Source organism: Actinoplanes sp. NPDC049668 (assembly GCF_044465445.1).
Classification (GTDB): Bacteria; Actinomycetota; Actinomycetes; order Mycobacteriales; family Micromonosporaceae; genus Actinoplanes.
In genome coordinates this window covers 219163-244144 of sequence record NZ_JBITLR010000006.1, presented here as the reverse complement: position 1 = coordinate 244144, position 24982 = coordinate 219163, and the positions used below count along the sequence as shown (strand labels likewise).

Here is a 24982-nt window from a genome sequence, read left to right as displayed (position 1 = left end):
ACTCGCCTGTGGATAACTCCCCTACCTGTGGACATCTCCCGCCAACCCGGCCGATCTGCTATCGGCGTACACAAAAAAGTCTCGGACGCCCGAGGTGGCCGGGCGTCCGAGATCTCGAATTCGTAAGGGGGTGCTGCCTTATAGCGTGGCCAGCGCGAACAGCATTCCGGTGGCCAGGACGCCGACGACCACCGCGAAGACGGCCCGCCCGCGGCCGTGGCCGTGGCCGCGCGAGGCCTTGGCGAGCGCCCAGATGCCGAGGCCGAGCGCTACCGGGCCGAGAAACCAGAGCACGATGGCGAACAACGCCACATAGCCCGCGGCGATCGACTGCCAGGACCGCCCGGTCGGCAACACCCAATGCGCGGCGCTGCCCGGCGACTGCCCAAAACCCGCTGGTGGCGCACCCTGGAATGACCCCGCCGGGTAGTGGCTAGGTGCGGGCGGATAGGCCGAACCCGGGTACGGGCCGGACACATATCCATTCGACGGCACTCCCTGAGAGGGATCCGGAGCATACTGCCCATCCGGGTGGAAACCGGCCGGAGCGGGCGGGTAGTGATGCGCCATATGCGGACCCTTTCCGTATCGGCCACCAACGTGACCGAGGCCGGAACAGGTGGCCGGCACTCCCCACGATCGGCCCGGCCACCCGGCAACTGAGAGACCGGCGCCCGCCCGGGAAGGTCGGGCCCATACGGATCAATGCAGGGTGGGCCGGTAGATCAGCTCCTGCATGCGGCCGTCAAGCGTCCGGCTCTCGAGCAGTTCCAGGTCGAAATCGGCCGCACCCTGGAAGATCGGCTCCAGGCCGTTCTGCCCGGTGATGACGGGAAAGACCGTCACCTGTACGCGGTCGACGAGCCCGGCGGCCATCAGCGCCCGGTTCAACGTAAGGCTGCCGTGCGAGCGCAGCGGCACATCCGACCGCTCCTTGAGCCGGGCCACGATGTCGACGGCGTCGCCGCTGACGACGGTCGCGTCCGGCCAGTCGAGCGGTTCCTCCAGCGTCGTCGACACCACCGTCGCCGGCATGTTCACCATCCGGGTGACCCATGGGTCACGCACGGCCTCCTCGGTGTTCGAGGCCAGCAGGCCCGCGAACGTCCGGTACGTGTTGGCCCCGAAGATCATCCGCTGCTTCACGTCGTACAGGGCGAGGCGGTGTTCGAGCAGCTCCGGACCCTGCTTGCCCCAGTAGCCCGTCCAGTCGCCGGTGGCGGCGCCGTAGCCGTCAAGGCTGGAGAAGATGTCGAAGGTGTAGGTAACGCCCATGTCGTTCACCTCGAAAGTTCGGTGGCCGCCCGTCGGGCCGCCTCTCACTTCCGCTACGAACGCCACCGCCCCGAATCGACACGACCGGGCCGGGAAAGGGAACGACCCCCGACGGGGGAGTCGGGGGCCGTCCTGAGATTCGGCTCCGGGGGGGTCGAGCCGAATCGGACCCGGTGATCGCGGGGGGCGCAACCACCGAGAATCCGTGTGGGAATGTCGCGACAGCCGCCGACAACATGAATCCCTGTCGCAACATAAGCATGCCTCAGTACCGCCCCACCGTCGAGTACCCAGGGTGACCGTCTCTCTCATGTCGCGCATCCGTGACCACACCGTGCGCCTCCTGGACCGCCGCAATGCGCCATGCGGCTACACTTTCGGCCCGTGGGCCAGAGTGCCGCGTTCTTCGACCTCGACAAGACCGTCATAGCCAAGTCCAGCGCGCTGGCCTTCGGACGGCCTTTCTACCGCGATGGGCTGATCAGCCGCCGCGACGTAGTGAAGTCCGCCTACGCCCAGCTGATGTTCCGGCTCGGCGGCACCGACGAGCAGACCATGGCGCGCACCCGCGACTACCTCGCCGCCCTGTGCAAGGGCTGGAAGGTCGAGCAGGTTCAGCAGATCGTCGCCGAGACCCTCGAACAGCTGATCAACCCTTACGTGTACGCCGAGGCCGCGGTCCTCATCGGCGAGCACCAGGCGGCGGGCCGCGACGTGGTGCTGGTGTCGGCGTCGGGTGACGAGATGGTGCGTCCGATCGGCGCTCAGCTCGGCATCGACGACGTGATCGCGACCCGGATGGGCATCGTCGACGGGCGCTACAGCGGCGAGGTGGAGTTCTACGCGGCCGGCCCGAGCAAGGTCGCCGGCGTCCGCGCGATGGCCGCCGAGCGTGATTATGACCTAGCGGAGTGTTACGCCTATTCGGACTCGAGCAGTGACCTCCCGCTGCTGGAGGCCGTCGGCCATCCGAGTGTGGTCAACCCGGACCGGACGCTACGCCGGGTGGCGCTGGAGCGCTCGTGGCCCGTGCTGGAGTTCCGCCACCCGATCCCATTGGGCCGCAGGCTGCGGGAACGTCCCGCGGTGCCGGTCGCCGCGGCCGCGATCGGCGTCGGCGTCGGCGTGGCGATCGGCCTGGCCATCTACGGGCGGCACCGCCGGACCCGCGCCGCCATGGCGTGACGGGCCGCGCGACGGGCGGGAAGCTGACCGTGAGGCCCTAAGCGCAAAGCGTCTGACGGATGACGGTAAGTAACTTTTTCCCGCCGGAACCCTGGCGATCAAGCGCTGACCGGCGTAGAAAGAACTGGCGGACCTCGGAGCAGGATCCGTGCACGGCCACCGGGAACCCACGCGCGATCAGCCACGGCAGGCACGTTGCGGCGGCACCTCATCAGGACTGTCGACAACGACCCAGGTGCACGCTTGATAACCCGGTCCGGACGTGCGAAGCGGCGGCGCCTCCTCGGAGGCGCCGTCCTCATGTCCGAGGTGTTCAGGCCGGCGCGATCGCGGCCCGGTGCCGGTTGCGCAGCTCCTGATAGACCGCGCGGAACACGTGCGGCCGGGAGTGGAAGTCGACACCCTGGGCCCACAGCTCCGTGTTGACGGTCGTCCCGTCGTGGCGCTCGATCAGGACGGTCATCCCGCCCTCGATCTCCCACCCGCCGATCCGGTGGGTGTGCCGGTGCAGCCGGACCTGCGCGATCTCCGCCCAGCTCAGCGTCCGCGACCGGAGCAGCCCTCGGATCCGCACCCCGCCCGGGCCGACGTAGACACCCATCTCGCAGATCCGCCAGCCGCCCACGACCCAGCCGGCCGCGATGGCGCCGGCGACGATGCGAAGGACGGGCCCGGCAAGCCCGAACTGCTCGACGGTCGCCCAGCCGAACAGGGCGAGCGCGATCGCCTCCCAGCCGATCACGAGCCACCGGCCGGTGCCGGGCGTGTACGGACGGATCCACTCGTTACCCACCACGCGAGTATGCCCACGGCGCGTGGGCCGCAGGCAAACGCATCGTGATTATCCAGCCGCGGGGGCGAGCACCCCGTCGCCGATCGCCGCGATCTCGTCGGCGCCCGCCGAGACGGCCGCGGCGTAGTGCCGCAGCCAGGACCGCACGCCGTCCGGCGTACCCGTGGCGTATGCGCCGGCCGAGCCGACGTACTCGGGCTCGCGGGCCAGGTGGCCGGCCTCGACGCCGACCAGGCCGCGCGGGTCGAAGCCGCGGCCGATGAGCGTCAGCCGCGCGGCCGCCCGCGCGACGACCCCGGAGGGGCCGGCGAACGGCCTCAGCGTGATCAGCTCGGCGTGCACGATCGCGGCGAGCAGCATCGGCGGGGTCCGATCGTTTCCGGCCACGAGCCCGGCCAGCGCGTCGATGCGATCGGCGCCGTTCTGCAGCCGCCCGAGCGCCTCGGCGGGCACCACGCCGTTGGCCGCGAGCATGTGCAGCCGGGCGAGGACCTGGCGCGGCGCGCGGGGCCAGAGGTCGACCAGCCCGCCGAGCCCCTCGGCGACCCGCAGGGCGCCCTGGAGCACGGGATCGGTGACCGTTCCGGCGCGTACCTCCTCAAGGTCGTACCGGTGGTCCTCGAGGGCCGCGCTGGCGACCGAGGCGCGCAGGCTGACCTCGGCGGCGACCTGGCCGCCCTTGCGGCGCAGCGAGCGATGCCGCAGCGCGGCGTCGACGCGTTCGCGTGCGGCGGTGAAGGCGGGCTCGACGTCGGCGAGCGCGAGCAGCGGGGCTAGTGGATCCGGAGTCACGGGGCAACGGTAGCCGGAAAAAGACCCGGGCCACGGGATGCGCGAAGTGGCTCAGAAATGGCAGGATTCGCGCAGCACCGAGCACGCCGTGCCCGATTGGCGCGCACCGGGCGCCGCTCGGCGCGGCCAGCAGGCGCTACCTCGCCGGGTACCCCCGGCAGAACTAGTGTTCACACAAGCCCTCATGAGCGAGCGAATCATCAATAACAGGGAAGCGGAGCCCCGGCATGAGTGAGACGTTGGAGAACCTGTACTCGGAGACGCGGACGTTCCCGCCGCCGGCCGACCTCGCCGCGAGCGCCAACGTCAAGGCGGAGGCGTACGACGAGGCCGCCGAGGACCGGCTGGCGTTCTGGGAGCGGCAGGCCGAGCGGCTCAGCTGGGCCGAGCGGTGGAACCAGGTGCTCGACTGGTCCAACGCGCCGTTCGCCAAGTGGTTCGTCGGCGGCAAGCTCAACATCGCCTACAACTGCGTGGACCGGCACGTCGAGGCCGGCAACGGCGACAAGGTCGCGATCCACTGGGAGGGCGAGCCCGGCGACAGCCGCACGATCACCTACGCGGACCTGCTGAAGAGCGTCTCCCAGGCGGCGAACACGCTCACCGAGCTCGGCGTGACCGCCGGCGACCGGGTCGCCATCTACCTGCCGATGATCCCGGAGGCCGCGGTCGCGATGCTGGCCTGCGCCCGGATCGGCGCGCTGCACAGCGTCGTCTTCGGCGGCTTCTCCGTCGACGCGCTCGCCACCCGGATCCAGGACGCCGATGCCACGCTGGTCATCACGGCCGACGGCGGCTACCGGCGCGGCAAGCCGTCCGCGCTCAAGCCGACCGTCGACGAGGCCGTCGCGCAGTGCCCGAGCATCGAGCACGTGCTCGTCGTCCGCCGTACCGGCGAGGATGTCGCCTGGGGCGAGAAGGACGTGTGGTGGCACGAGAGCGTCGAGCGGGCCGACGACCGGCACGAGGCGCAGGCCTTCGACGCCGAGCACCCGCTCTTCATCCTCTACACCTCGGGCACGACCGGTAAGCCCAAGGGCATTCTGCACACCACCGGCGGCTACCTGACCCAGGCGTCGTACACGTTCAACGCGGTCTTCGACATCAAGCCGGAGAGCGACGTCTACTGGTGTACCGCCGACATCGGCTGGGTCACCGGGCACTCGTACATCGTCTACGGCCCGCTCTCCAACGGCGCCAGCCAGGTCATGTACGAGGGGACGCCGGACACGCCGCACAAGGGCCGGTTCTGGGAGATCGTCGACAAGTACAAGGTCAGCATCCTCTACACCGCGCCGACCCTCATCCGGACGATGATGAAGTGGGGCGACGACATCCCGGCCAAGCACGACCTGTCGTCGCTGCGCCTGCTCGGCAGCGTCGGCGAGCCGATCAACCCAGAGGCCTGGATGTGGTACCGCGAGCACGTCGGCCGCGACAACTGCCCGATCGTCGACACCTGGTGGCAGACCGAGACCGGCGCCATGATGATCTCGCCGCTGCCCGGGGTGACGGCGTCCAAGCCCGGCTCGGCCATGACCCCGCTGCCGGGCATCTCCGCGGACGTGGTGAACGACGAGGCGGAGTCGGTGCCGAACGGTGGCGGCGGCTTCTTGGTGCTCCGCGAGCCGTGGCCGTCGATGCTGCGCACGATCTGGGGTGACGACAAGCGCTTCCTCGACACGTACTGGTCGCGCTTCGGCAAGGGCGCCGGCGTGGGCGACGAGTGGGTCTACTTCGCCGGCGACGGCGCCAAGAAGGACGACGACGGCGCGCTCTGGCTGCTCGGCCGGGTCGACGACGTCATGTTGATCTCGGGCCACAACATCTCCACCACCGAGGTGGAGTCGGCGCTGGTCTCGCACCCGTCGGTCGCCGAGGCGGCCGTGGTCGGCGCGACCGACCCGACGACGGGCCAGGCGATCGTCGCGTTCACCATCCCGCGCGGCAATGTGGACACCTCCGGCGATCTGGGCGAGAAGCTCATCCAGGACCTGCGCAACCACGTGGCCAAGAAGCTGGGCCCGATCGCGAAGCCGCGCCAGATCATGCTGGTGGCCGAGCTGCCGAAGACCCGGTCCGGAAAGATCATGCGGCGCCTGCTGAAGGACGTGGCCGAGCACCGCTCGCTCGGCGACGTCACGACGCTGCAGGACTCCGCCGTGATGGACCTGATCTCCTCTGGCATGCAGGAGAGCAAGTCCGAAGACTGAGACAACCATCTATTAACGGCGGCAGACCTGGGATCGTAGGGTCTGCCGCCGTTTCAAGGCTACGGCCCATTTTTTGGCCATTTGCCGGTGCTTGCAATATGGAAAAACCATAGCGGGTCTCTATCGTCCATCAATGTCGCCAACCCCTTCCTACGCATCGGTGCGTTTGCATACGTTCACGTGAGCCCCGAATCCGGGGCCGAAATACCGCCGTCCGCTGCACCCAGCGTGCGGTCACGTCAACGGAGGTACACGTAGTGCGCAAGGTGGTCGCAGGACTGCTGGGCGCCGCGATGGTCACCAGCGTCGGGGCCTTGTTCCCCGCCGGTGTCAGTGCGGCCCCACCGGTCGATCCCGCCCCAGCCGCCAAGCCCAGCTCGGCGCCGGTCGACGATCTACCCAACCCGCTGGAGGACAAGCGCCGTTCGCTGCGCGAGGCCGCGGTCGCGGACGTCGTCAGCGGCAAGGCCACGGCGGTGACGAAGAACGGCAGCACGGTCGTCAAGGTCGGTCGCACCCAGGGCTCGGGCGCGACGAACCGGTCCGTGCCCAAGGCGGGCAAGGACCAGTACGTCGAGATCGCCCGCGAGCGGACCGACCGGATCTTCGTGATCCTCGCCGAGTTCGGCAACGACCGGCACCCGAGCTACCCCGATGTGGACAGCAACCCCGCGATCCCCGGACCGACCACCTTCGAGGGGCCGCTGCACAACAAGATCCCGGCGCCGAACCGCGCGGTCGACAACTCGACCGTCTGGCGTTCGGACTACTCGCCCGACTTCTACCGCCAGCAGTACTTCGGCGAGGGCAGCGGCGTCGAGTCGGTAAAGACCTACTTCGAGAGCCAGTCGTCGGGCCGCTACTCGGTCGACGGCGAGGTCACCGACTGGGTCAAGGTCAACTACAACGAGGCCCGCTACGGCCGCGACCTCTGCGGCAGCAACGTCTGCAGCAACACCTGGGCGCTGGTGCGTGACGCCGCGAACAAGTGGGTCGCCGACCAGCAGGCCGCGGGCCGCAGCGACGCCGACATCGCCGCCGACATGAAGTCGTTCGACCAGTACGACCGCTACGACTTCGACGGCGACGGCAACTTCAACGAGTCCGACGGCTACATCGACCACTTCCAGATCGTCCACGGCGGCGGCGACGCGGCCGACGGTGACCCGCAGCAGGGCGAGGACGCGATCTGGAGCCACCGCTGGTACGCGTACGGCACCGACCAGGGTCGCACCGGCCCGAGCGGTAACCTGCTCGGCGGCACCCAGATCGGCACCACCGGCATCTGGATCGGCGACTACACCATCCAGCCGGAGAACGGCGGCCTGAGCGTCTTCGTGCACGAGTACACGCACGACCTCGGCCTGCCGGACGACTACGACACCTCCGGTGGCGGCGACAACAACAACGAGCACTGGACGCTGATGGCGCAGAGCCGCCTCAGCGCCAAGGAGGACCAGGGCATCGGCACCCGCCCGGGCGACCTCGGCGCCTGGAACAAGCTGCAGCTCGGCTGGCTCGACTACGAGACCGTCGTGGCGGGCCAGTCCAAGACGCTGAACCTCGGCCCACAGGAGTACAACACCGCGAAGGCTCAGGGCGTCGTCGTGGTGCTGCCTGACAAGGAGGTCACGACCGAGCTGGGCGCGCCCTTCGCGGGTGCGGGCCAGTTCTTCTCCGGCAACGCCGATGACCTGAACAACTCGATGAGCAAGAGCATCGACCTGACCGGCAAGACCACCGGTGCGGTCACGCTCAAGGGCCGTTACGACATCGAGGCCGACTACGACTACCTGTACTTCGAGGCCTCGGAGGACAACGGCGCGACCTGGACCCGGCTGAACGGCACGCTCAACGGCGCCGCCTTCCCGACCGACGCCAGCGGAACGCCGGCGCTGACCGGCAGCACCGGCGGCGCCTGGGCCGACATCGCGGTCCCGCTGAACGCGTACGCGGGCAAGAAGATCACCTTCCGCCTGCACTACCTGACGGACGGTGGCGTCTCCGACGGCGGCTTCTTCGGCGACGAGGTAACCGTCACCGCGGACGGCGCGACGGTTTCGACCGACGGTGCCGAGGGTGCCAGCACCTGGACGCTGAGTGGGTTCACGATCGTGGGCGCCACCTCGACCAAGCTGTTCGACAACTTCTACATCGCGGGCCACCGCAGCTACGTCTCGTACGACAAGTACCTGAAGACGGGCCCGTACTTCTTCGGCTACCAGCCGGCGAAGCCCGACTACGTCGACCACTACGCGTACCAGGAGGGTCTGCTGATCTCCTACTGGGACACGTCGCAGGTCGACAACAACACCAACGTCCACCCGGGCTCGGGTCGCAACCTGATCATCGACAGCCGGCCGGCGCCGTTCTACAACCTCGAGGGCCTGCCGTGGCGCGCCCGCATCCAGGTGTACGACGCGCCGTTCAGCCTGAAGAAGGCCGACTCGTTCACGCTGCACATCAACGGCAAGGCCAGCTACATCCGGGGCCAGGCCGCGCAGCCGACATTCGACGACACCAAGAAGTACTTCTACGCCGAGCTGCCGAACCACGGAGTCCTGCTCCCGGCCGTCGGCGTGAAGATCAAGGTTGTCGACGTGAACGGCACGTCCATCAAGGTCAAGATCAGCTGATCCATCGCTGAAACCGCGCGGCGCCCGGGGAGTGACTCCCCGGGCGCCGCCTCATTGGGGAACCACCCGTTCCCGGGTGGCGTCGGAGGGTAATGGCCATGAACCGCGCCCCGATCGCCGTGCTGTTGATGACGACACTCCTCGCCGGCTGCTACCAACCAGACCAAACCGGACAGGATCCACTGCCCATTCAGTCGCGCCCGACCGCGCCGCCGAGTGAGCCGACCGACTCGTTCCAGCAGGACGACCTGATCGTCGGAACGGTCAACCGCGGCGGCTCCGGCCCCTGCTACGGCCTGATCACGGACGACGGCCAGCAATTCGCCCTGTACGAGAATCAGGGCCGCGAATTGGTCAAGGGCACCCGGATCCGGGTACGGGCCGAGCCGTCGCTGCTGCGGATCGACTGCGGAACCGGCGACCTCTACCAGGTGACGGCCCTGGACGTGCTCGGCTGACCCGTTTGTCCATAGACACAGAGTCACATCATGTAAAGATCTACTTTCATTTGCGACAGGCACTTCCATAGATCGGAGTGTTTGCATACCTTCACGTGAGCCCCGAATCGTCGGGGCCGTTTACCGCCGTTCCGCTGCACACAGCGATCGGTCACGTCAACGGAGGTACGTAGTGCGCAAAGTAGTCGTGGGACTACTCGGCGCCGCGATGGTCACCAGCGTCGGGATCATGCTCCCGGCAGCGGCGACGGCGGCGCCCCCGGTGGATCCGGCTCCGGCGAAGGCCAGCAAGAAGGCCCCGGTCGACGACCTCCCGAACCCGTTCGAGGACAAGCGCCGCGAGCTGCGCGAGGAGGCCGTCAACGGCATCCTCAAGGGCACCGTCAAGACCCAGAAGCGCGGCGGCAGCACAGTCGCCAAGGTCGGCAAGACCCGCGGCGGCGGCGAGACAAACCGCCGCGTCAGCCGGAGCGGTCAGGACCAGTACGTCGAGCTCGGCCGTGAGCAGACCGACCGGCTTTTCGTGATCCTCGCCGAGTTCGGCAACGACCGGCACCCGAACTACCCGGACGTCGACAGCGACCCGCTCACCGCGGGCCCGACGACGTTCGAGGGACCGCTGCACAACAAGATCCCGGCTCCGGACCGCGCCAAGGACAACAGCACGGTGTGGCAGGCCAACTACAACCGGGACCACTACCAGAAGCTCTACTTCGGTAAGGGCAAGGGCGCCGAGTCGCTCAAGACCTACTACGAGACCCAGTCGTCCGGGCGCTACAGCGTCGACGGCGAGGTCACCGACTGGGTCAAGGTCAACTACAACGAGGCCCGCTACGGTCGCGACTGCGACATCAACGGCGTCTGCACCGACACGAACATGTGGGCGCTCGTCACCGACGCCGCCAACAAGTGGGTCGCGGACCAGAAGGCCGCCGGGCGCACCGACGCCCAGATCAAGGCCGACGTCGCGAGCTTCGACGTCTGGGACCGTTACGACTTCGACGGCGACGGCAACTTCAACGAGGCCGACGGCTACATCGACCACTTCCAGATCGTCCACGCCGGCGGCGACCAGTCCGACGGCGACCCGCAGCAGGGCGAGGACGCCATCTGGGCGCACCGCTGGTACGCGTACAACACGTCGGCCGGCATCACCGGCCCGGTCACCAACAAGGCCGGCGGCACCCAGATCGGCAACACCGGCATCTGGATCGGTGACTACACCGTCCAGCCCGAGAACGGCGGCCTGAGCGTCTTCGCTCACGAGTACGGCCACGACCTCGGTCTGCCGGACGACTACGACACCTCCGGTGGCGCGAACAACAACAGCGAGTTCTGGACCCTGATGGCGCAGAGCCGGCTCTCCGGCGCCGGCGAGGCCCTCGGCACCCGCCCGGGCGACCTCGGCGCCTGGAACAAGCTGCAGCTCGGCTGGCTCGACTACGAGACCGTCGTCGCTGGTCAGAAGAAGACCATCGAGCTCGGCCCGCAGGAGTACAACAGCAAGAAGGCGCAGGCCGCGGTCGTGGTCCTGCCCGACAAGGAGGTCACCACCGACCTCGGCGCGCCGTTCGCCGGCGCCAGCCAGTACTTCTCGGGCAACGACGACAACCTCAACACCACGCTGACCAAGTCGGTCGACCTGACCGGGGCCACCTCGGCGTCGCTCGGCCTCAAGGGCCGCTACAACATCGAAGAGGGTTACGACTACCTCTACTTCGAGGCCTCCACCGACGGCACCACCTGGACCGCGCTCGACGGCACGGTCGACGGTGCCCCGCTCGGCGTCGACGGCGCGGTGCCGCCGCGTCCGGCTCTCGGCGGCGACAGCGGTGGCGCGTGGAAGGACATCAGCCTCCCGCTGAACGCGTACGCCGGTAAGAACGTGCAGGTCCGCCTGCACTACATCACCGACGGCGGCCTCTCCGCCGGCGGCTTCTTCGGCGACGACCTGACCGTGACCGTCAACGGCACCCCCGGTGCCGCCGACGGCGCCGAGGGCACCCCGGCGTGGACCGCGGCCGGCTTCAGCGTCCAGGGCGCGTCGATCACCGACCTGTACGACAACTTCTACATCGCGGGCAACCGCACGTACACCTCGTACGACCGGTACCTGAAGACCGGCCCGTACAACTTCGGCTGGGCGACCGCCAAGCCGGACTGGGTCGAGCACTTCTCGTACCAGCAGGGTCTGCTGATCTCGTACAACGACACGTCGGTGGCGGACAACAACGTCAACCAGCACCCCGGCTCCGGTCGTAACCTGATCATCGACAGCCACCCGGCGCCGTTCTACAACCTCGACGGTGCTCCGTGGCGCTCGCGGATCCAGCTCTACGACGCGCCGTTCGGCACCACCAAGGCGGACTCGTTCTCGCTGCACCTCAACGGCAAGGCCAGCTACATCCGCGGCCAGGCCGGGCAGTCGACGTTCGACGACACCAAGAAGTACTTCTACGACGAGATCCCGTGGGCCGGCGTCAAGCTGCCGGCCGTCGGCGTCAAGATCAAGGTCGTGTCGCAGAAGGGCACCTCCCTGAAGGTCAAGTTCTCCTGACCGACCCGCACCACAGCGACGCCCGGGCGCCTCGGCGCCCGGGCGTCGCCCCTTTCCGGCGGGAACCCACGGCGGAAAAACCGGGTCTCACTCACGGAGGTGCACCATGATCCATTTTTCCCGTACGGCCACAGCAACGCTCCTGGTCCTGGGGTCGCTCACGGCGTGCTCCGGCCCGACCGTGACCCAGGGCAACTCCGTGCCAGTCCCGCCCAGCGGCGCCACCTCGGCGACCCCCACGACCCCGGCGGCCTCGCGCGTCCCCCGGAGCCCGGCGGGACCCGACGTACCCACCGGCGCCCCGCCGTCCCGGCCCGCCGGCATCCCCAAGACCCCGACGGACATCGTCCACTCCGCCGGCTGGACCGAGGGCACCATCACCCGCGGCGGCTCCGGCCCCTGCTACGGCATGGTCACCTTCGACGGCGTCGCATACGCGATGTATTCGGACACCGAGATCAAACTGTCCGAAGGTGATCACATCCGGGCCCGGCTCACCCCGGCAAAACTGCGGATCGACTGTGGCGAAGGCATCCCGGTCAGCGTGGGTGCCGTCCAGCACTTCCCCTAGACCCGTACCCTGTTTCGCATGAGTGCCCAGGTGGACGAGGCGTGCGTACTGACGGAGGGTCCGTGGACCCACCGTTCTGTCGGCGCCAACGGCAGCCGCTTCCACGTCGTCGAGGCGGGCACCGGGCCGCTCGTGCTCCTGCTGCACGGCTTCCCCGAGTTCTGGTGGACCTGGCGTGACGTGCTGACCCGGATCGCCGACGCCGGCTTCCGGGCCGTCGCGATCGACCTGCGCGGCTACGGCGCCAGCGACAAGCCACCGCGCGGCTACGACGGCTACACGATGGCCGCCGACGTCACCGGCCTGATCCGGGCGCTCGGCGAGCGCTCGGCGATGATCGTCGGCGCGGGCGCCGGCGGCATGATCGGCTGGGCGGCGGCGGCGTTCCACCCCAAGATGGTGAGCCGCCTGGTGGTGCTCGGCGCGGCACACCCGCTGCGGCTGCGCGCGGCGCTCTTCGCGGACCCGCGCGGCCAGCTGTCCGCCAGCGCCGGCCTGCTGCGCTTCCAGGTCCCCCGCTACGAGCATGTGCTGACCAAGGACGACGCGGCCCTGGTCGGCGAGCTGATCCGGCAGTGGAGCAGCCCGAGATGGGCGGAGACGCGCGAATACGCGGAATTCGTGGCCCGGTGCCGGGAGGCCATGCAGATCCCGCAGGCGGCGTTCTGCGCGCTCGAGGCCTACCGCTGGGTGTTCCGGTCGGCGCTGCGGCTACAGGGCTACCGCTTCGTCAAGCTGATGCAGAGCCCGCTGATCACCCCGACGCTGCAGATGCACGGCGCCCTGGACACCGCGGTGCTGCCGCGCACGGCGCAGGGCTCGGGCCGCTACGTGATCGCGCCGTACGAGTGGCGCCTGATCCCCGACGCCGGCCACTTCCTGCACCAGGAGGCGCCCGACATCATCACGGGCGAGATCCTGCGCTGGCTCAAGACCTAGACGCGGTGCTCGTAGAGCTCGCTGACCTCGTGCGCCGGCGCCCAGCCCTGGTAGACCCCGAAGTCGAACTCTTCCAGGCCGAGGTCGCGGGCGACCGGCGCCCGGCCGCCCGTGTACTCGACGCGTAGCCAGGAGTCGGCCTCGGCCAGCACTATGAACGGTTCGCCGCGCCACGAGCAGGTCGTGCGGACGTACACCAGGTCGGTGAACTCGCCGGGCTGAAGCACGCGGACGTACCGGCCGGGACGGGACTCCTCGAAGCCGTCACCGGGCTCAGGTGCGTAGATCCGCACGTTCTCGCCGTCGGGGGCTGCGTCGTACTCCCGGCCGTGCCAGGTCACCACGTAGCCGTCGCGCATCACTGTTCACCGACCCGGCGCCACACCGGCGCGTCACAGTCGAAGACCGCGACGAGCTGCCTGTCGCCGTCGGCGTCCATCCGCCACAACTCGGCGCCGTGCGGCAGCCGCACACTGTCCACCTTGAACTCCGCGATGACGTCCTTGCCCTCACCGGGGGCGAAACCGTTGCCCCGGAACGGCGACCGCTCGATGACCCAGCCGTCCATGGCCCGCAGCGCCTGCTCGCTCTGCCCGCCGTACGGGATGCGGTAGAGGCTTGGCCGGTGTGCCGGCCAGCTGAGCACGAAGGCCTCCTTGGCATCCGGCTGGTAGGGCGAGCCCTCGTAGATCAGGCCGAGCGCCGCGAAGAGCTCGCCCGGCGAGTTCAGGTGCTCGACCTCCCCGGCCCGGTGCACGAAACCGGCGACCCGGTCGTAGCCGCGCTCCAGGTAGTAGTCCACCTGCTCGGCGGGCACCGCCTTCTGCATGGTGGTCAGCGACGCCGACGGCTCGGTCGGTCGCGGCGACGGCGACGGCGCGGCGGACTCCGCGGGCGCGTCGGCGGGGTCGCCGCCGAGGCCGGCCTCGACGGCCCAGCTGGCGAGGGCGATGACCTGCGGTCCGGGGTACCTGGCGCCGATCACCGACGTCGGGTTGACCGCGAACGACCAGGCCGGGTCGGGCCAGTTGCGGATCAGGTCAACGAACCGGACGGCGACGGTGCGGGCGGGCTCGGCGAAGTGCTCGGCGAGCCGGTCCTTGCTGGTGAAGACGACGAGGAACCGCTCGCCGTCGATCTCCTCGGTCCGGAACGCGAAGCCGGACTCGCCGGGCGCGCTGCCGGGCCGCGAGTTGGGCGCGACGGGCACGAGCACCGTGGCGAGCAGCAGGGTGGAGAGGAAGGAGTCGGTGCTGGCGTCGTCCACGGCCTGGATGAGGTCGCGCTCGACCTCGTTCGCCGGGATGAAGTCGTCCTCTTCCGGCGCGGCGCCGGCCGTGAGCGCGGCTTCGGCGGTCGGCGGGACGATGCGGCGCTCCAGCACCACGGGCACGGCCGGGCCGGCGTCCGTCGAGCGGCCGGCGCCTGCCGCGCCGGGGATGACCGGCGGGGCGAGACCGGTCCGCGGCGGCGCGGCCGCGGACTTCGGGGCCGTCTTCGGCGACGCCTCGTCGGGGGTGTCCTGGTCCGTCGCGTCGACGTCCTGCCCCGGCCGGTCCGGCGCCTCGGCGTCCAACGGCGGCCGCTGAGCGTCGTCGTCCGTGGGCGGCGGGATGTGCGCCGGCAGCGGGGGCGTCTGCGCCATCGGGGTGCGCGTGGGCAGCGGGGAGTCCGGGCGCTGCGGCGGGGCCGCCGGTTCGCCGGAGCCCGCGCCCCGGCTCGTCGACGTCGGCGAGCCCGGGCGGCCACCGAGAGTGCTCGGGGTGCCGGTGCGGCCCGCGAGGGCGTCAAGGGCGCTGGGCATGCTCGGCGGGCGGGTGGCGCCGCCGGGCGGAACGGTCGGCGGCGCGTAGGCGGCCGGCACGTCGCCGCTCGCACCGCCGGTCTCGCCGCCGGGACGGTGCGGGGGTCCGCCGGGCTCGCCCGCTAGGCCGGTGGGCTGCGCCGCGCCGGCGCGGTCGGGCACGCCGAAGCCGTTGAACTGGCCGCCGGGGATGCCGTTGCCGCCGCGGCCGCCGCCGCCCGGGCCCTGCGGGGTGCCGGGCACGCGCGCGGGAAGCCCGCTGGGCAGCACGCCGCCGGGGGTACGCAGCGGCAGGCCACCGGGGCCGACCTCGCCGCCCGCCGGGTCGGCCGGGAGGCCCGGCGAGCCGGAAGCGGGTGCCGGACGTCCGGCGGGGTGCGCGCCGGCCGGGGCCGCGCCACCGACGCCCGCGGGCGCAGAGCCACCCGGGGGCGGGCCGTAAGCAGAACCACCCGGGGGCGGGCCGTAAGCAGAACCGCCTGGGGGCGGGCCGTAGGCAGAGCTACCTGGAGGCGGGCCGTAAGCAGCGCCACCCGGGGGCGGGCCGTAGGCAGAGGTACCCGGGGGCGGGCCGTAACCAGAACCGCCCGAGGGCTGGCCATGCGCAGCACCGCCGGGGGGCGGGCCATAGGCAGAACTGCTGGCCGGCGGGCCAGAAGCAGAGCCACTCGGCGGCGGGCCGTAGGGAGTGCCGCTGTAGGCGGGGCTGCCAGCCGGGTCGAGCGCCGGAGGGCCGGAGGAGCGCACGCCGGACACCGGAGTACTCGCCGGCGACGCACCCGGCGCCGGAGCGCCCGACATCGGCCGGTCGGTCATGGGGCCGCCTGGCTGGGCGGCCGCCGGGTAGGCCTGTGCGGCCGCGGCCGCCGAATAGCCCTGCGCCGCCGCGTTCGCCGCCAGGGTCGCGGCCGCGTGCAGGTCCTGGATGCGTTCCGGCGCGTTGCTGCCCTCGCGGCCCGGGCCGCGGGTCGGCAGGCGCAGGTCACCACGGGAGAGCTGGGCGACGAACCAGGCCGGCAGGTATCCCTCGATCGGCAGGCCGGGGTTGACCGCCAGCCACCACTCGAGGTTGGGCCAGGTGTCGGCGAGCTCCGAGTAGGCCACCCGGCGGGCCGAGCCGGTGTAATCGGCCAGGCAGGCCTGCAGCGCCGCCGGGGAGGTGAAGGCCAGCACGTGTGTGCGGCCGCCGGTGCTCCACGTGCCCCAGCCGAGCGGGGCGAGGCCGGCAAGGGCGTCCGCCGAGACCGGCAGGAGCAGGTCTACCCCGGCGAGAATACGGAAATAGGACTCCTGGTCGTCGGTGCGCAAGGCGTTGCGCATCGCGACTTCGGCGTCCGTAGCCGGTTCCCACTCGGTCACGTCCACCTCTCCCTTCGCGGCGAACGGGCCACCTCAACGCGTACAACCTACAAGGTCAGGCGGCGATCACAATGGGCGGATGGATGCATACAGCCAAGAAGTGGTCCATCTGCGTGATCAAAGGCTGCCCATACTCACTTGTGTTACGCAGAGACATCGCCCGATGACTGAAGGTAGCCGGATGGCGGGAGAAACAGCAACGGCCGGAACGACGCCCTTTCGGGCGTTCCGGCCGTGCCGCGAAGATTCGGCGGTACGCGAAGTTCAGCTGAAGCGCTTCTCCGCATTGCCCTCGGTCGCGGCGTAGTCCTGCGCGGACCGGTCGACCGCGATCTTGATGCCCCGCAGGATGCCCTTGAGGTCGGTGGACGCCTTGGTCCACCGCTGCTGCCGCACGGCGTACGCCGTCTGCGCCTTGCCCTCCCACGTCGCCACCAGCGGACGCGCGTCGGCCTCGAGCTGATTGAGCTGCGATTCGAGCTCGTTCAACGCCTTCTGGATGTCGGCGGCGGCCCGAGCCAGGGCCCCGAAGTTGACCTTCAGCAAACCGTCGTCCATGAAGTGATCCCTTCCCCGCTTGGTTTTAGAGCGGCAGTGTGTGGCCACCGCCACCGGACTTGGTCACCATGTCGGCCGCCGAGTCGTCGGTGCTGGTGTAGCTGACACCCGAGGTCCGGATCGCTTCCGCGGTCTCCGCCAGGGCCTTGTTGAGGTTCGAAAGGTCGTTCTGATACTGGATCTTGACGGTCTCGAACGCCCGACCACCCCGGCCGACCCAGGCGGTCTGCAGATGGGAGAGCTCGGACATGAGCTTGTTCAGCATTGACGTCAGCGAATTGTTGACCTGATCGAACTGCGCGGCGGTCTTGGCCATCACCGCGGCTTCTGCCTTCGTCTCGGACACCCCGGACGTCACCCCGCTTTCTTGATCGTCTTTCGCTGCACCGGATCCTGAGTGGACGGGTCGTGCTGGACGACCACCGGAGCATGTGGCGTGACTCTCAGGTTAGCCCTTAACAACAGACAGTGGGGGGCGCCATTGAGCAGCCAATTGTCCATTCCCATCGCCGACGGTAATGACTTGGTGTCGGTCCCGGTAGCCCCGCGAGACAAGCTGTGGATAACCACGCCACCCCCTGCCCAGGCCGCCCGAGTCCTACGATGGGGCCGCGCGGTCAGGGCGTACTACGGGAGAGGCGGGCCCACGTGGCGGCAGATGTGTCGGGTGGCCGCGGCTTCCCTGAGCTCGGCGGCGCCGGCCGGCCACTGCCGAAGATCCGCCGGCAACATGTCCGACATGGACGATTATTCGGTATTCGCACGGGCCAGTGGGTCAGCACTCAGGTGGCGACCGCCGCCTTACTCGTCGGCGCGATCAACGGCCCGATCGGGCTCGGCGCCGGCGTGCTCCTCGCGGCGATCCTGCTCGCGGTCACCTGGCTGCGGCTGCGCGGCCGGTGGGCGTTCGAGTGGCTCGGCACCGCGATGCGCTTCGCCGGCCGGCGGCACGGCGTCTCCGCCGCGGCCGCACCGGGCGCGCTGCTCGAGTTCGTCGCGCCGGGATCCCGCATCGAGCAGGCGGACCTGGCCGGTGACCCGGCCGCGGTCATCGTCGACGGGCACAGCATCACCGCGGTGCTGGAGCTCGGCGACCCGAGCGGCCTGCTCGCCGAGGAGACCGTCATGCTCCCGTCGCCGGTCGGCCTGCTGCCGCCCGCCGGCGGCGAGCACCCGCCGTGCCGGGTGCAGCTCCTGCTGATCGGCGTGCCCGCGCCGTCCCTGCACGCCGGCGGCGGCACCCCCGCCAACTCCTACCGCCAGCTCACCGAGGGCCGCCTGCTCGGACACAGCCGGGCGCTGCTTGCCGTACGGGTGCTGCGCGCGGAGGGCTGGCCGGAGCAGGACCTGCGGCGCGCGCTGTCCGGCCTGGTCCGCAAGCTGTCGCGCCGCCTCGGCCCGGTCCCGGCCCGGCCGCTCGGCGAGGCCGCGGCCCTGCGGGTCATCGCCGAGCTGGCACACGACGACGGCGTCGGCGCCGCACACGAGACCTGGCCGGGCCTGCGGGTCGGCAGCCTGACGCAGGCGACCTTCCGGCTGCGGCGCTGGCCCGACCTACGGATCGAGACGGCGCGGCGGCTCGTGCCGCGGATACTCGCGCTGCCCGCGTCCGCGACGACGGTCGCGCTCAGCGCCGGCCCGCGCCCCGCGACGGGCACCGAGGCGGCGATCGACCTGACCGTCCGCCTCGCGGCGCCGGACGCCGCCTCGCTATCGGTCGCGACGCAGGCGCTGCACAAGCTGATGGCCGCCGAACGGGCCGCGGCCCGGCGCCTGGACGGCGAGCACCTGGACGGCCTCACCGCCACCCTGCCGCTGGCCATGCCCGCCACGCCGGGGCTGCCCGGCGCGCCCGGCCTGGAGGCGGCCGGCGCCGACCTCCTCGACGACCTGCAACTGCCGATCGGCGGCGCGGGCCTGATGATCGGCGCCAACCGCAAGGGCGAGCCGGTCATCGCGCGGCTGTTCCGCCCCGAGCAGACCCGGGCGTTGCTGGTCGGCGGCGTCCGCTGCGCCCAGCTGCTCGCCCTGCGGGCGATGGCTCTCGGTGCCCGGGTGGTCGTGCAGACGGCCCGGCCGCAGGCCTGGGAGCCGTTCGTCCGGGGCGCGGCGGTGCCGGGCGACTCCATCGCGGTCATCCCGCCGGGACGCACGATGGAGATCCCGCCGGGTTCGGCGCTGCACCCGTTGCTCGTCGTGGTCGACATCGGCCCGGTCGGCGCCGACAACCGCCCGGGCGCGGGCTGGCAGGCCACGCTCGTGGTCCGCGACGACTTCGGCCCGGCCGACGCCGACGTGGCCTCCCGGGCGGACCTGCTGCTGGTCCAGCCGCTGCGCGCGGAGGAGGCGAGTCTGGTCGGCGCGGCCCTCGGCCTGGGCGAGACGGCGAAGTGGCTGACCCAGATCCGCGCGGACATGGTCGGCGTGATCAACAGACGGGCGGTCCGCTGGGCCGCCCTGTCGCAAACCCCGATCGAGGCCCAGCTCATCGGCCCGCCGGTCCGCGGCTGAGCCGACCGGGGCCGCACCGGCCCATGGAGGGGGCGCACGGCTGAGCCAGGGCCGCACCCGGCCCCGGAGGGTGAGGGCCCCGATGCGCGGCTGAGCCGATTAGGGCCGCACCGGCCCCGGAGGGGTGAGGGCTAACTGGGGATTGGCCGGTTTTGTCGCGCTCTGTCGGCAACGACCGGGAAAAGAACGGGGGTGTTCCCCGCACAACTGGACTGATCATGGCACCATCCCGTGCCATGGGCATCCTCATCCGGCTGGTGATCACCGCCGTCTCGCTGTGGATCGCGACTCTGGTGATCGACGGCATCCGCCTCACCACCGAGTCCATCGGCGATCAGGTCCTCACCCTGCTGATCGTCGCGGCGATCTTCGGCATCGTGAACGCGGTCCTGCGCCCGATCATCAAGGTGATCGGCTGCGGGCTGTACGTGCTGACCCTCGGCCTGATCTCCGTGGTCGTCAACGGCCTGCTGTTCATGCTGGTCAGCTGGATCGCGGGCCAGTTCGACCTGGCGTTCCACGTGGATAACTTCTGGCCGAGCGCGGTCCTCGGCGCGCTGCTGGTCGGCGTCGTGAGCTGGCTGCTCAACATGCTGGTCCCGGACCGCGGGGAGAAGTAGGCGGCGGTACGCCACCGGGCTCGGCCCGCGTTGACTCCAACGCGCGCCGAGCCGTCGTCGCGCCCTGCGACGGAGTGCGATCTTCAGGCCACCGCCGGAGGATTGGTCCGGTGAGCTGGGACATATGCAAGGACCGGAGCCCCGGCATGAACCTTACGGTGGGTGCATGGGCGAGGAACGGCGCGGCTATCTATACGGCCTCACGGCGTACGTGCTGTGGGGCTTCTTTCCGATCTACTTCAAGCTGCTCGCGCCCTCGCCGCCGCTGGAGATCCTCGCCCACCGGGTGATCTGGTCGGTCCTCTTCGTCAGCCTGGTGCTGCTCGCCATGCGCAACTGGCGCTTCCTGTCCCGCATCCTGCGCGACCGGCGGCTGCTCGGCGGCATCACCCTGGCCGCGGTGCTGATCGGCGCGAACTGGGCGACCTACATCTACGGCGTCAACTCGTCGCGGGTGGTCGAGACGGCGCTCGGGTACTTCATCACGCCGCTGGTCGTCGTGCTGCTGGGCGTGACCGTGCAGAACGAGCGCCTGCGGGGGTGGCAGTGGGCCGCCGTCGGCATCGGCGCGCTGGCCGTCGCCGTGCTGACGATCGACTACGGGCACCTGCCGTACATCGCGCTGGTGCTGGCCGCGAGCTTCGGGTCGTACAGTCTGATCAAGAAGCGGCTCGGGCTGCCGCCCGCCGAGGGCCTGTTCGTCGAGTCGGCCGTGCTCGCCGTGCCCGCGCTCTGCTACCTCGGCTGGCTCAACGCGACCGGCGACGCCGAGTTCGGGCACGTCTCGACGACGCACACGATCCTGATGCTGCTGTCGGGGCTCGCCACGGCCGTACCGCTGCTGCTCTTCGCCGCCGCGACCAACCGGGTGCCGCTGGTCGGCATCGGGATCCTGCAGTACGTCGCGCCGATCCTGCAGCTCGCCTGCGGGGTGCTGATCTTCCACGAGCCGATGCCGGCACCCCGGCTGGTCGGCTTCGCGCTGGTCTGGATCGCCCTGATCATCTTCACCGTCGACGGCATCCGGGGCGCCCGGACCGCAAGAGGGAGGACGGCGGCCGCCCCGGCGGCCGCCACCGCCGAACCAGCCGCCGTCCTTCCGCCACGCTGACGAGAGAAGCTCCCGTCAGGGGACGTCGTAGGAGAGCAGCGTCCTGTCGTCGTTGCGCACCAGCGCCAGCCGCGACAGCTCGCCGCCGGTGAAGTGCGTCACGCCGGACATGGTGAACTCCTTGCCGGGCGACGCGACCCACGAGCCGAGCTGCTCGCTCTCCCGGTTCGGCCCGTACGCCATCAGCCGGATCCGGTAGGGCTCCGACTCCTCGTTGCCCCGGTTGTAGAAGCAGACGAGGCTGATCTTCGTGCCGCCGGCGGCGCCGGTGAGATTGATGTTCGCCGTCACCGGTACCCGGTCGCTGGCCGGCGTCATCGCCACGGTCGGCCCGTTCACCGACGGATCCGCGACGCCGCGGCCCATCCAGAACACCGCGCCGACCCCGACGACCAGCGCGAGGCAGGCCGCGGCCAGCGCCGAGCCGAGCACCCGCCAGCGGACCCGCCGACGTTCCTGGCGCCGCGTCGACTGCGCGGCCATGACCAGGTCGGGCACGCTGGTGCGCCGGTTCGGGGGCGGCGGCAGCAGGTCGGGGGCGAGCAGCTTCTCGAACTCGGCGGGGTCCAGCCGGCCGAGTAGGCCCGGCAGCACCGCGATGTCCGCGACCGCCTCCCGGCAGAAGGAGCACGTCGCGAGGTGCCGTTCGTAGGCGGCGCGCTCCGCGGGCGAGAGGGCACCGAGGACATAAGCGCCGTCGTCGTGTTCGTGATCGCACCTCATCCCGTCACCCCCATCTCGTCCAGAACCATGCGTAGTGAGCGCAGCGCGTAGTGCGTGCGCGACTTGACCGTGCCGGGCGGGACGCCCAGCCTCGCCGCGGCCTCCGCCACGGATCGGCCCTGGTAGAAGCACTCCACCAGGACATCTCGATGACTCGAGGAGAGCCGGCCCAGTGCCTCCGCGACCGTCCAGGCCTCCACGGCCCGGTCCGCCTCGTCCGCACTCGGCGGTGGCTCGGGAATCATGTCGGTGACCACCTCGCCAACCCGGACCGACCGGCGCCGCCAGGCGTCGATCGCCAGGTTGCGCGCGGTGGTGAAAAGCCATGACCGGACTCCGCCGCGCTCGGGGTCGAGCACCTCCGGATAGCGCCAGGCCCTCAGCAGCGTCTCCTGCACGAGGTCCTCCGCCTGCTGCCGATCCCCGCCGGAGAGGCGAACGGCGTGCGCGAACAGAGCATCCCCGTGCTCTTCCTGCAGAGCGCGCAAGAGCTCGGCATCCTGATCCTGCAAGCCTGCCGACCTCCCTCGCGCGTTCCAACCCGTATTACGTGCGCTCGGGTCGGGCGGTTCAAAGGGGTCTTTACGGAGGCGATCAGGCGGTGACGGCGTCGCCCGCGGACAGCGCCTCGGCGACATTACGGGCGGCGGCCGTCAGCTTGGCGCGGACCACCCGGGCGGACGTCAGCATCTCGGCGGCCGGCAGGGCGCACGCCAGAACCAGCCGGCGCTCCATGTCCCGGTCGGAGACGACGTTGACGGCGGCACAGGCCAGCCCCTGCCGGAACTGGCCCATCTCCAGCTGCATCCCGCGCCGCTCCCCCGCGGCCAGGTCGGCCTCGAGCGCCTCCGGCGAGGTCAGCGTCGCCGGGGTGAACGCGCGCATGCCCCAGTCGCGCAGGTAGCGGGCGCGCTGATCGGCGGTCAGGGTGGCGAGCAGGGCCTTGCCGAGCGCGGTGGCGTGCCCGCCCTCGTCGAAGCCGGGCACCATCTCGTCCATGAACGGCGACCGGGCGCCCTCCGCGCAGGCGGTGACGGCGATCCGGCCACCGACGAAGCGGCCGAGGTAGTGGCTGTAGCCGGTCTCGACCGCGGCCCGGCGCAACGCCTCACCGACCGACGGCGGCCCCCGGAACGCGGAGACCAGCTCGCGGTAACGATCCGCGATCTCCAGGCCGACGATGTATGTGCCGTCCTCTCTGCGGATCACATAGCCCTCGTAGGCCAGGGTGCGGACGAGGTGATAAGTCGTCGCGACGGTCAGCTCGCACCGCCGGGCGATCTGTTTCACGGTGAGTCCACGCGGGGCCCGACCCACCGATTCGAGCACACGCAGGGCGCGTGACACGCTCCGGATGAGATCTGACGGCTCCGCCAGGGGGTCGCGCACAGCCACCTCCGACGCCGGGGACTTACACCATATGAATAATCTTCCCCCGACGGAATGCCTCAAGCGTGTCGACCATGACCGATCTTTACGGCACGTGTGGTCATTAACACTCACCGTCTCGCATTCGGCGCCGCTGGGCATAACCTCCGACTGATGGCCGAGCCGCGGATCCTGCCCGCCGAGAACGCCGCTACCAGCGCGTACTCGGTCAGGCCCTGGCGCGCGGCCACCGGCGCACTTACCACCACCATCGCCTGTTCGGTTCCCGTGTTCCTCGTCGGCGGTCTCGCGGTCCAAATCGGCGACGAACTCGACTTCACCCCGGCGGGGCTCGGATTGGCGGTCTCGGCGTACTTCGGGGCAAGCGCGCTTGCCTCCGTGCCCGCCGGCGCGCTCGTCGAGCGGTACGGGTCGACGACGATCGCCCGGGCCGGCATCGCGCTCGCCTCGGCGACGCTGCTGACGATCGCGGTCGCCGCGACATCACTGTGGACCCTCATCGCGATCCTGGCGCTCGGCGCGGGCGCGAACTCGATGGGCCAGCTGGCAAGCAACACGAGCCTGTCGCGGCACGTGCCGGTCCGCCGGCAGGGCCTGTCGTTCGGCCTGAAGCAGGCGGCGATCCCGGTCAGCACCCTGCTGGCGGGCGCGGCGGTGCCGGCGGTGGCGCTGACCGTCGGCTGGCGGTGGGCGTTCGTGCTGGCGGCGGCCGGTGCGGCTGGCGCGCTCTTACTCGTACCGTCGGAGCGGGCCGCGGCGAAACGGCCTGAGACGGGCAACGGCGAGCGGGCCACCGCGGCCCTGGTCGTGATCGGTGCCGGCGCGACGCTCGCGGCCGGCTCGGCCAACGCGCTCGGCACCTTCCTGGTCGACTCGGCGGTGGCCCGCGGGCTGGCACCCGGTGCGGCCGGACTGGCGCTGACCCTTGGCGGCGCGGTCTGCGTGCTGACCCGACTGCTCGGCGGCTGGCAGGCCGACCGCTTCCCGGCACACCAGATCGCCGTGATCGCGGGCCTGCTGGTCGCCGGGGCGGCCGGGCTGGCCCTGATGGCGGCGCCGAGCCCGGTGACGCTGGTCCTCGGCGTGGTCCTGGGCTTCGGGCTGGGCTGGGCCTGGCCGGGGCTGATGAACTTCGCGGTGGTCCGCCTGCACCCACAGGCGCCGGCGGCGGCGACGTCGATAACGCAGACCGGGGTGTACGCGGGCGGGTGCCTCGGGCCGCTGTGCCTGGGCGCACTGGCCGCCACGGCGGGCTACCCGGCGATGTGGACGGCCGCGGCACTCGCGATGCTGTGCGCGGCGGCGGCAATGGTAGCGGGAAGCCGAATGCTGACCCGCCACGCACTCACCACCGCACCGACCTGACCCGCCAGCTTGTGCGGTCGGCCCAGCTTGTGCGGTCGGCCCAGCTTGTGCGGTCGGCCCAGCTTGTGCGGTCGGCCCAGCTTGTGCGGTCGGCCCAGCTTGTGCGGTCGGCCCAGCTCGTGC

At 70.7% G+C, this 24982-nt stretch carries 21 protein-coding genes and 1 pseudogene; 11 read left to right on the top strand and 11 right to left on the bottom strand.

The features are described from left to right. Positions 1-138: 138 nt before the first annotated feature. Both ACIBSW_RS25730 and ACIBSW_RS25725 read right to left on the bottom strand, forming a co-directional pair. Positions 139-354, bottom strand: a complete 216-nt coding sequence (locus ACIBSW_RS25730; RefSeq protein WP_354718176.1) for a hypothetical protein — start codon at positions 352-354, stop codon at positions 139-141. Between the two features lie 348 nt (positions 355-702). Then, positions 703-1275, bottom strand: coding sequence for a dihydrofolate reductase family protein (locus ACIBSW_RS25725; protein WP_354718177.1), 573 nt, complete (start codon positions 1273-1275; stop codon positions 703-705). 363 nt (positions 1276-1638) lie between these two features. On the opposite strand from ACIBSW_RS25725, the gene ACIBSW_RS25720 reads away from it, so the two are divergent. Further along, a complete protein-coding gene (locus ACIBSW_RS25720; protein WP_184998033.1) occupies positions 1639-2460 on the top strand; it encodes an HAD family phosphatase in 822 nt (273 codons plus the stop codon). A gap of 313 nt (positions 2461-2773) precedes the next feature. Here ACIBSW_RS25720 and ACIBSW_RS25715 read toward each other — a convergent pair whose 3' ends face one another. Both ACIBSW_RS25715 and ACIBSW_RS25710 read right to left on the bottom strand, forming a co-directional pair. Beyond that, positions 2774-3253 carry a PH domain-containing protein gene (locus ACIBSW_RS25715; RefSeq protein WP_354718179.1) on the bottom strand — a complete coding sequence of 160 codons (480 nt, stop codon included), beginning with the start codon at positions 3251-3253 and terminating at the stop codon, positions 2774-2776. Between the two features lie 48 nt (positions 3254-3301). Further along, positions 3302-4045, bottom strand: a complete 744-nt coding sequence (locus ACIBSW_RS25710; RefSeq protein ID WP_354718181.1) for an oxidoreductase — start codon at positions 4043-4045, stop codon at positions 3302-3304. A gap of 227 nt (positions 4046-4272) precedes the next feature. Between ACIBSW_RS25710 and acs the strand changes: the two genes are divergently transcribed. The 6 genes from acs to ACIBSW_RS25680 all read left to right on the top strand — a co-directional run bounded on the left by acs (position 4273) and on the right by ACIBSW_RS25680 (position 13419). Then, positions 4273-6258, top strand: coding sequence for an acetate--CoA ligase (acs, locus tag ACIBSW_RS25705; protein WP_354718182.1), 1986 nt, complete (start codon positions 4273-4275; stop codon positions 6256-6258). A gap of 293 nt (positions 6259-6551) precedes the next feature. Continuing rightward, positions 6552-8894: an immune inhibitor A domain-containing protein gene (locus ACIBSW_RS25700; protein ID WP_354718194.1), complete on the top strand. Its 2343-nt coding sequence runs from the start codon at positions 6552-6554 to the stop codon at positions 8892-8894. Positions 8895-8992: 98 nt separating this feature from the next. Then, entirely contained in the window at positions 8993-9352 is a 360-nt protein-coding gene (locus ACIBSW_RS25695; RefSeq protein WP_354727740.1) for a hypothetical protein, read from the top strand. A gap of 172 nt (positions 9353-9524) precedes the next feature. Then, entirely contained in the window at positions 9525-11909 is a 2385-nt protein-coding gene (locus ACIBSW_RS25690) for an immune inhibitor A domain-containing protein (RefSeq protein WP_354727742.1), read from the top strand. A 106-nt stretch (positions 11910-12015) separates the two neighbouring features. After that, positions 12016-12480, top strand: a complete 465-nt coding sequence (locus ACIBSW_RS25685; protein WP_354727744.1) for a hypothetical protein — start codon at positions 12016-12018, stop codon at positions 12478-12480. Between the two features lie 18 nt (positions 12481-12498). Beyond that, positions 12499-13419 (top strand): alpha/beta hydrolase, encoded by a 921-nt coding sequence (locus tag ACIBSW_RS25680; RefSeq protein ID WP_354727746.1) that lies wholly within the window; start codon positions 12499-12501, stop codon positions 13417-13419. On the opposite strand, the gene ACIBSW_RS25675 is transcribed toward ACIBSW_RS25680, so the two are convergent. The 4 genes and pseudogenes from ACIBSW_RS25675 to ACIBSW_RS25660 form a co-directional block, all read right to left on the bottom strand. After that, complete coding sequence (locus tag ACIBSW_RS25675) at positions 13416-13781, bottom strand: hypothetical protein (protein ID WP_354727748.1); 366 nt, start codon at positions 13779-13781, stop codon at positions 13416-13418. The genes ACIBSW_RS25680 and ACIBSW_RS25675 overlap by 4 nt on opposite strands. 635 nt (positions 13782-14416) lie before the next feature. Further along, positions 14417-16582, bottom strand: a pseudogene (locus ACIBSW_RS25670) (SseB family protein); the annotation flags it as partial. 264 nt (positions 16583-16846) lie between these two features. Beyond that, positions 16847-17140 carry a WXG100 family type VII secretion target gene (locus ACIBSW_RS25665; RefSeq protein WP_354727752.1) on the bottom strand — a complete coding sequence of 98 codons (294 nt, stop codon included), beginning with the start codon at positions 17138-17140 and terminating at the stop codon, positions 16847-16849. Positions 17141-17165: 25 nt separating this feature from the next. Then, positions 17166-17486: a WXG100 family type VII secretion target gene (locus tag ACIBSW_RS25660; RefSeq protein ID WP_404799456.1), complete on the bottom strand. Its 321-nt coding sequence runs from the start codon at positions 17484-17486 to the stop codon at positions 17166-17168. Positions 17487-17743: 257 nt separating this feature from the next. On the opposite strand from ACIBSW_RS25660, the gene eccE reads away from it, so the two are divergent. From eccE to rarD, 3 genes are all read left to right on the top strand, one after another. Beyond that, complete coding sequence (gene eccE / locus ACIBSW_RS25655; protein ID WP_354727756.1) at positions 17744-19651, top strand: type VII secretion protein EccE; 1908 nt, start codon at positions 17744-17746, stop codon at positions 19649-19651. Between the two features lie 236 nt (positions 19652-19887). After that, positions 19888-20271, top strand: a complete 384-nt coding sequence (locus ACIBSW_RS25650) for a phage holin family protein (protein WP_354727758.1) — start codon at positions 19888-19890, stop codon at positions 20269-20271. A gap of 166 nt (positions 20272-20437) precedes the next feature. Next, the gene (rarD, locus tag ACIBSW_RS25645) at positions 20438-21382 is read left to right on the top strand and encodes an EamA family transporter RarD (protein ID WP_354727760.1); all 945 of its coding nucleotides are present in this window, start codon (positions 20438-20440) and stop codon (positions 21380-21382) included. A 15-nt stretch (positions 21383-21397) separates the two neighbouring features. On the opposite strand, the gene ACIBSW_RS25640 is transcribed toward rarD, so the two are convergent. The 3 genes from ACIBSW_RS25640 to ACIBSW_RS25630 all read right to left on the bottom strand — a co-directional run bounded on the left by ACIBSW_RS25640 (position 21398) and on the right by ACIBSW_RS25630 (position 23494). Continuing rightward, positions 21398-22105, bottom strand: coding sequence for a zf-HC2 domain-containing protein (locus ACIBSW_RS25640; protein WP_354727762.1), 708 nt, complete (start codon positions 22103-22105; stop codon positions 21398-21400). After that, positions 22102-22617: a sigma-70 family RNA polymerase sigma factor gene (locus ACIBSW_RS25635; protein WP_354727764.1), complete on the bottom strand. Its 516-nt coding sequence runs from the start codon at positions 22615-22617 to the stop codon at positions 22102-22104. Before ACIBSW_RS25635 ends, ACIBSW_RS25640 begins: the two co-directional genes overlap by 4 nt. An 82-nt stretch (positions 22618-22699) precedes the next feature. Beyond that, positions 22700-23494 (bottom strand): IclR family transcriptional regulator C-terminal domain-containing protein, encoded by a 795-nt coding sequence (locus ACIBSW_RS25630; protein WP_354727766.1) that lies wholly within the window; start codon positions 23492-23494, stop codon positions 22700-22702. A gap of 153 nt (positions 23495-23647) precedes the next feature. Here ACIBSW_RS25630 and ACIBSW_RS25625 point away from each other — a divergent pair, with 153 nt between their 5' ends. After that, on the top strand, positions 23648-24859 hold the full coding sequence (locus tag ACIBSW_RS25625; protein WP_354727768.1) for an MFS transporter: 1212 nt from the start codon (positions 23648-23650) through the stop codon (positions 24857-24859). Positions 24860-24982 lie beyond the last annotated feature (123 nt).